The organism is Vibrio sp. 10N.239.312.C11 (assembly GCF_041466065.1).
GTDB lineage: Bacteria > Pseudomonadota > Gammaproteobacteria > Enterobacterales > Vibrionaceae > Vibrio > Vibrio tasmaniensis_A.
This window is the reverse complement of sequence record NZ_JBFSRZ010000098.1, coordinates 1-6,458: the sequence shown is the minus strand read 5'-3', so window position 1 is coordinate 6,458 and position 6,458 is coordinate 1. Positions and strand designations below refer to the sequence as shown.

Below are 6,458 nucleotides of genomic sequence, written 5' to 3'. Positions count from 1 at the left end.
GCTATCGCAATGGACACGGTTATCGAGCACCTTAGAGCTCAACTAGCTTAGTAATTAAGTAACTGAATAAGTCTGTATTGACTAAATAATTGGTTACTCGCTAGATAAACATTGAAAGGCTGCCATTAGGTCTGTCTCTTATACACAAATCCCTAAGCCACGCTTGGGGATTTTTTTTGAACTATTTTTAGGTTTCATGATCTGATCATCTAAGCAATGACAAGGATGATTATCATGACCTATATAGAGCCAACCCTTTGGGCACAAAAACAGTTCGGTCAAGCCCACCTTAATGACCCTAGACGCACTCAAAGACTCGTTGCTCTCGCAGCCTCACTGGCCGAGCAACCTGGCGTACCCGTCTCGAAACTCATTATCTCCCCTGCTGAAATGGAAGGGGCTTATCGCTTCATCCGTAATGAGCAAATCAAAGCAGAAGATATCGCAGAAGCGGGTTTTTATGTCACCGCACAAGAAGCATTAGAGCAACAAACACTTCTTGCCTTAGAAGACACCACTTCTCTCAGTTACTCCCATCGCAGCATTCGAGATGAACTCGGGCACTCCAATCAAGGCAATCGACATCGCGCCATGTTCGTACACTCAACCTTACTTTTTGCTCCCGACACTCAATCTGTTATTGGTTTAATTGAACAACAGCGCTGGACTCGTGATATAGAAAAGCGAGGTCAAAGGCACCAGCATGCGACTCGACCATACAAAGAGAAAGAAAGTTATAAGTGGGAACAAGCCTCTCGCCATGTCGCTGAGCGACTTGGCGATAAAATTTCGGATGTCATTTCTGTGTGCGATAGAGAAGCCGACCTATTTGAATACCTCATTTACAAGCGAGAGCAACAACAAAGGTTCCTCGTTCGCTCAATGCAAAGCCGCTGTATTGAAGAGCATGATAATCGTCTTTATAGCTATGCCTCTACCCTGTTATCAGCCGGAGAGAAAGTGCTAGAAATACCGCAAAAAGGCGGTCGTAAAGCTCGCAAGGCTCATTTAGATATCAAATATGCCCCCGTGACACTCAAGTCTCCTGCTAACAAAAAAGAGTTCGATAACATTCCGCTTTACTACGTGGGATGTATAGAACAAGGAGAGAGTGGTAATAAGCTCGCATGGCACTTACTGACTTCAGAGCCGATAACGAGCAAGGAAGAGGCACTCAAAATCGTCAGTTATTATGAGCGGCGCTGGCTAATAGAAGATTTTCATAAAGTCTGGAAAAGTGAAGGGACTGAAGTTGAGCAACTGAGAATGCAAAGTAAGGATAACTTAGAAAGGCTCAGCGTCGTTTTGGCTTTTATCGCGACTCGGTTACTCCAGTTGAGGTTTATGAATGAATCAGACGAGTTATCTAAGAGCAGTTGTGAGCAGGTATTAAAAGGCAAAGCGTGGAAGTTAATGTGGCTCAAGTTGGAGAGCAAAAAACTACCGAAAGAAGCGCCTAATATATCATGGGCTTACAACGGTATTGCTCGGTTAGGTGGTTGGAAGAATACCAAGCGAACAGGTCGCGCTTCTATAAAGACGTTATGGCAAGGATGGTTTAGGTTACAAACCATCCTTGAAGGGTATGAACTCGCTAAGTCTCTTGATTAACCAGACTTGTGATCAAGAGACAGCCCTTATGGGAGGCTTTTTTGTATCTGAATCTCGATGCGCACTAAGTGCTGTTACGTTAAATTGATACATTTTTATCCACAAAAATATTGAGTAAGTGGATCTCCCCCCCCACAAAATCAACCAGTTGCATAGTGGGGTGTTTTCCACTTCCATTATTGTCTTTTCAAACTAGCGATTCACTGCCTAGGCTATTGTTAACCAACATTTATAAGGCCTACCGTATGAATGAATCAAATTACCCGACTCTGATGCATGTCGAAAACATAAATAGCCTAGAAAGTTTACTCTTCGATAAAGACGCAGAAGGACTCCACCTTTTTTGCAGCTTTAACCGCGAAGAACTGAACCCTGAAATAATAAATAAATTACAACATAGTCAATTTAATTCTATTAGCTTTAATAACGCGAAAGCAATTTACCCCGACGGACCTAGGGACACATGATTTTTTTGTAATGATCAAACGCTAAGATTCTAGATAAAATAGGTGTAAATCTGGATTCGCACTAAGTGCCGTTACGTTAAATCAATACATTTTTATCCACAGAAATAGTGTTTAAGCGGCATTAATCCAACGAAAACAATAAATTGCATATTGATTATCTTTTCATGTTGACTGTTACATAAAAAAAAATCCTCATCGTTAATGATAAATTTTTTTTCATAATCAAAGCATTTGATGTCCTAAATCACAATGCTAAAAAAATCACACTAAACCATCAATGGCTACTAGAAATTCGCCACTTAAAATGCTCTTTGTAGTGAATAGAGGGCCGATTTTACACATAAATAACGAGCTTTATTTTGAACTTCATTTAGCGAACGAGTTAATCCTTAAAGAATAAAATCTTCTTTCCCCATGCTTAAAAACGCTTTAGAAAATCCTAGTGTTGTCAACCTAACTCCATCCCACTCAACAACACTGTTATTGATTAAACCATCTATAATAAAATCACGAGCCCTCTGAGAGAGGGCTCTATGAATACACCTTGAGTTTTCAAATGAACTTTCGATTCCTATCAGTTGCCCTTGAAACAAAAATGATGTTGAAGAACAGAGTTCCTCAGGCATACCTACCATTGTTAGAGTTACACTTTCAGGAGACACAGTGTAAAGTTGAAATACACTAGAAACTTTTAGGTAATAAACTACTTCTTCATTACCTCCATTGGCTCGCCACTCTCTCAACTTCGTCTCAGCCTCAACGTATCCAGAAAGGAAACAAAGCAAAAAAACAAATGCAATTTTCACCATGCAGTCACCAAAAGCCAAGACAATATATTTAAATATAGAACACTTACAGGATGGCGCTCTCGTATCTAACTCTGGTTTTTGGGAAATGATGTTTTGCATGATGAGTGGCAAATCGAGAACCATTTGAAGATCAAGAAGCTTGTGCAACCAAAAGCTAACAAACGGTTGTTCAAGAGTGATTCGCAAAATTTGGGGTTGTAGCTAAACCAAACTTGAAGAATAGGTGTTGATTAAGTGGCGTTACGTTAAACAAGGGGAAAATGTACACATCTTAAATCTGAACTATACTCATAAAGCAGCAATGATACGTTTTTATTCCTTTGACAAAAAAGCCTCCGAATTAAAAGGCATTTATCTAACAACGTCATCAATAGACAACCAGAGCATTAAGATTCTGTTACCTTAGCTAGGATTCACCTGCGCAACAAAGAACGGCTCCTAATCGGGAGCCGTTCTTGTGTCTAAATCTCAGTTCGCACTAAGTGACGTTACGTTAAATAAGTTGAAGCTCAACATAAACTCATGAGTAAAAGGCTCTAGCTCCTTCTGGGCGTGTTTTAAATCTTTTGTGTAGCCACATCCATGCTGGAATGTCTCTCTCAATCATTTTTTCAATTTCTTGGTTAAGCACAGCTGCTGCATTCAAAGGGTCACGTCTCTTTATGCTGTGACTTAAATCCTGACCAATATGAAGGGTGTAACCATTTTCATCAAAAACAGTTACACCTGAGATTACCGCACAACCAGTTGAATCAATCAACATACTAGATCCTGATGTAGTAGCGGCCTCTTTAACGGAGAAGAAAGGAGCAAAAACTGAGTTTGCCTGACCATAGTCATGGTCAGGTAAATACCAAAGCCTTCCTCCGCCTTTGAGTACCTTTATCATTGTTCTTAAATCTTTTCGATCAACCATCTTGTGCCCAAACCGAGTTCGCCCTCTATGCTGAACAAATTCATATGCTGGATTGGAGTTGGGACGATACACTCCGTACCCTTTACAAAATTGACTAAAAATACGAGCCGTTAGTTCCAAATTCAGATGGTGAGTGCATAAAATCAGAACACCTCTTTCTCCCTGCTCATTTATATTTTCTTGACCTTGAGTTGACGAGATTTGACTAATTCTCCACTTAGGCCAAAACCAAGCCATACCTGTTTCTATAAGAGCCATACCTGTATATTTAAAATTTGACAATACCAACCTTTCATAAACAACTTCGGATTGTCCAGGGAAACAAAGTCGAAAGTTTTCTTTTGCCACTTGGTAACGCCTCTTAAGAATCCTCATAGCCACCAAGCCTATGCTATTTCCAATAAGACGTAGGAGAAAGTATGGAAAAATATTTACAACCAGAGCAAGTAAAGCAAAACCAAGCCAAACTCCCCAGTATCTGGGATGGAGTAATGTGATTGAAAATTTAGGGGAAGAAATAATATTCATAAGACAAAGAGTTAAATGTATAGAGAGCCATCTATACATTTCCATGCTCAAAATGGCAAGTTACATAAGCATCAACAGGGCAAGCTAACAAAATCGGTGTTTATTATTCCTATTATGTTCAATTGCGTCCCCTTACAACGAAGAACGGCTCCCTATTGAGAGCCGTTCTTACTTTAATTCCTTACCCAACCACAGTCTTCATTCGTAGGCTTCTCAAAGCAGTTTTCTAAAATTAGGTCTAATTTTTTAGAGGCTAATGCAGAGCAATAATGCTCACAAAGAGATTCAAATGCGGCATCTTCTGAACTACGTCCCGTATCATTCTTAGAGAGCCACTGTTCAAAAGACCTTTTAACAAGCTCAATGTCTTGCTGTAGTTCCAGAGCACTCTTCCAGATATCAGTTAGAACTTCACCCTTTGTATTAACCATAATTTGCACCCTAATGATTTTTCAAAAGCAAAGTATATGATGAATTTGAGGTGTTCATTATTCCTATTATGTTCAATCGCGTGACTCCGTTACGAAGAACGGCTCCCAATCGGGAGCCGTTCTTGTGTCTAAATTCGATTTGTAGTGGCTACTGCCAATCCATCTTCAACTCTTTATGTTTAGATGCACAATCTTTCAAATAGAGATTCATTAAGTTCTGGTAAGGAACTCCATTCTTGTCTGAAAGCTCTTTGAAGTAGCTAATAACATCTTCATCTAATCTTATCGTTATCTGCTTCTTTGATTTTTTCACATAAGGGTTAGCTACTGAGTTAGAAAAATCATACTGTTCACGCATAACGGCAATCCTCATATTGTTTTCGTTCTCGTTTCTCTGCTTTTCTGGCTGATATAATTCTGATTTTCTCATCATCCCCACGATAGCAATGACAAACAACCAAAGTATTGTATTCCTCACTTACGCCTAAAATAATGAAACGCTCTTCACCAAATGAACTGTCTGGATCTGGAATAACACGGGCAAACTCATCATAAAAAACTGACTGAGCCTCATGAAAGGTAACACCATGTTTTCTTCTGTTCGTTTCAGCTTTGTTGGGATCCCATTGAAAATTTAAGTAAGACATATCACAACCATAACTACATCGTAATTATATTGTAGTTAAAATCAAAGGAAATAGAAACCGAAGTTCTCCGCGGAAAGGTGATTTCCTTGTGTTAAAGGTCGCTTAAGAATGAGGTTCAACTTCTCAAAAATCGGTGTGTATTATTCCTGTAATGTTCACGCAAAACCGAAAGTTTCCATGGGTGGATCACGAGAGAGTTCAAGGTAGAATTCAACTCGTCCGAACCACTTATTTCAATCCGACCTAGCATTCAACTCGTCCGGAAAAGAACAAAAATCACGTGACTTCGTAACCTACAATTTCACTGTGAAATTTTTCATAAGCGTGACTCTGTAACAAAGAACGGCTCCCGATTGGGAGCCGTTCTTACTTTAATCCCTTACCCAACCACAGTCTTCATCCGTAGGCTTCTCAAAGCAGTTTTCTAAAATCAAGTCTAATTTTTTAGAGGCTAATGCAGAGCAATAATGCTCACAAAGAGATTCAAATGCGGCATCTTCTGAACTACGTCCCGTATCATTCTTAGAGAGCCACTGTTCAAAAGACCTTTTTACAAGCTCAATGTCTTGCTGTAGTTCCTGAGCACTCTTCCAAATATCAGTTAGAACTTCAACCTTTGTACCAACCATAATTTGCACCCTAATGATTTTTCAAAAGCGAAGTATATGATGAATTTGAGGTGTTCATTATTCCTATTATGTTAAACGGGCGAGTTAGCTATCAAAAACAGCCCACAGAGCCCCTCAAAAGCTCCTAGTTGCGATTTAGGACACCTGATCAAGGCAATATACTTCCATAGTGCCTTGTAAGTTTGTGACGCTTTATGGCCGATTTACAGGATATGAAAATCAAGTTTGATTTCACCCTTAAAACACAACCAACGCGCCATTTATTACAAACTCATTCCGCGATCACCTATCTCACGGTCAAGACCTATCGATTGTTCTCGTTGTAACGCTTTTCCAACTGCAGGAGATGCGCGCTCAAGCTCTCTACTTGCCTGCTCAAGTTGCTGACTTGCTGACGGAGTTCGTTGTTCTCTTTCGAGG

8 protein-coding genes are annotated in these 6,458 nt (G+C 39.8%); 1 reads left to right on the top strand and 7 read right to left on the bottom strand.

Translation table 11 applies throughout. The features are described from left to right. Positions 1 to 234: 234 nt before the first annotated feature. Positions 235 to 1,611, top strand: coding sequence for an IS4 family transposase (locus AB6D07_RS22360; protein ID WP_061024553.1), 1,377 nt, complete (start codon positions 235 to 237; stop codon positions 1,609 to 1,611). Positions 1,612 to 2,467: 856 nt separating this feature from the next. Here the strand turns inward: AB6D07_RS22360 and AB6D07_RS22355 are convergent. The 7 genes from AB6D07_RS22355 to AB6D07_RS22325 all read right to left on the bottom strand — a co-directional run bounded on the left by AB6D07_RS22355 (position 2,468) and on the right by AB6D07_RS22325 (position 6,417). After that, positions 2,468 to 2,998 (bottom strand): hypothetical protein, encoded by a 531-nt coding sequence (locus AB6D07_RS22355; protein WP_133154616.1) that lies wholly within the window; start codon positions 2,996 to 2,998, stop codon positions 2,468 to 2,470. 409 nt (positions 2,999 to 3,407) lie between these two features. Then, on the bottom strand, positions 3,408 to 4,331 hold the full coding sequence (lpxL, locus tag AB6D07_RS22350; RefSeq protein WP_102457271.1) for an LpxL/LpxP family Kdo(2)-lipid IV(A) lauroyl/palmitoleoyl acyltransferase: 924 nt from the start codon (positions 4,329 to 4,331) through the stop codon (positions 3,408 to 3,410). Positions 4,332 to 4,504: 173 nt separating this feature from the next. Continuing rightward, positions 4,505 to 4,762, bottom strand: a complete 258-nt coding sequence (locus tag AB6D07_RS22345) for a hypothetical protein (protein ID WP_017090056.1) — start codon at positions 4,760 to 4,762, stop codon at positions 4,505 to 4,507. 148 nt (positions 4,763 to 4,910) lie between these two features. Next, entirely contained in the window at positions 4,911 to 5,120 is a 210-nt protein-coding gene (locus AB6D07_RS22340) for a BrnA antitoxin family protein (protein WP_076653982.1), read from the bottom strand. After that, positions 5,113 to 5,409 (bottom strand): BrnT family toxin, encoded by a 297-nt coding sequence (locus tag AB6D07_RS22335; protein ID WP_102457269.1) that lies wholly within the window; start codon positions 5,407 to 5,409, stop codon positions 5,113 to 5,115. The genes AB6D07_RS22340 and AB6D07_RS22335 overlap by 8 nt, the downstream gene beginning before the upstream one ends. Positions 5,410 to 5,780: 371 nt before the next feature. Next, a complete protein-coding gene (locus tag AB6D07_RS22330) occupies positions 5,781 to 6,038 on the bottom strand; it encodes a hypothetical protein (RefSeq protein ID WP_102552856.1) in 258 nt (85 codons plus the stop codon). Between the two features lie 304 nt (positions 6,039 to 6,342). Further along, the gene (locus AB6D07_RS22325; RefSeq protein WP_372111893.1) at positions 6,343 to 6,417 is read right to left on the bottom strand and encodes a hypothetical protein; all 75 of its coding nucleotides are present in this window, start codon (positions 6,415 to 6,417) and stop codon (positions 6,343 to 6,345) included. Positions 6,418 to 6,458: the final 41 nt, after the last annotated feature.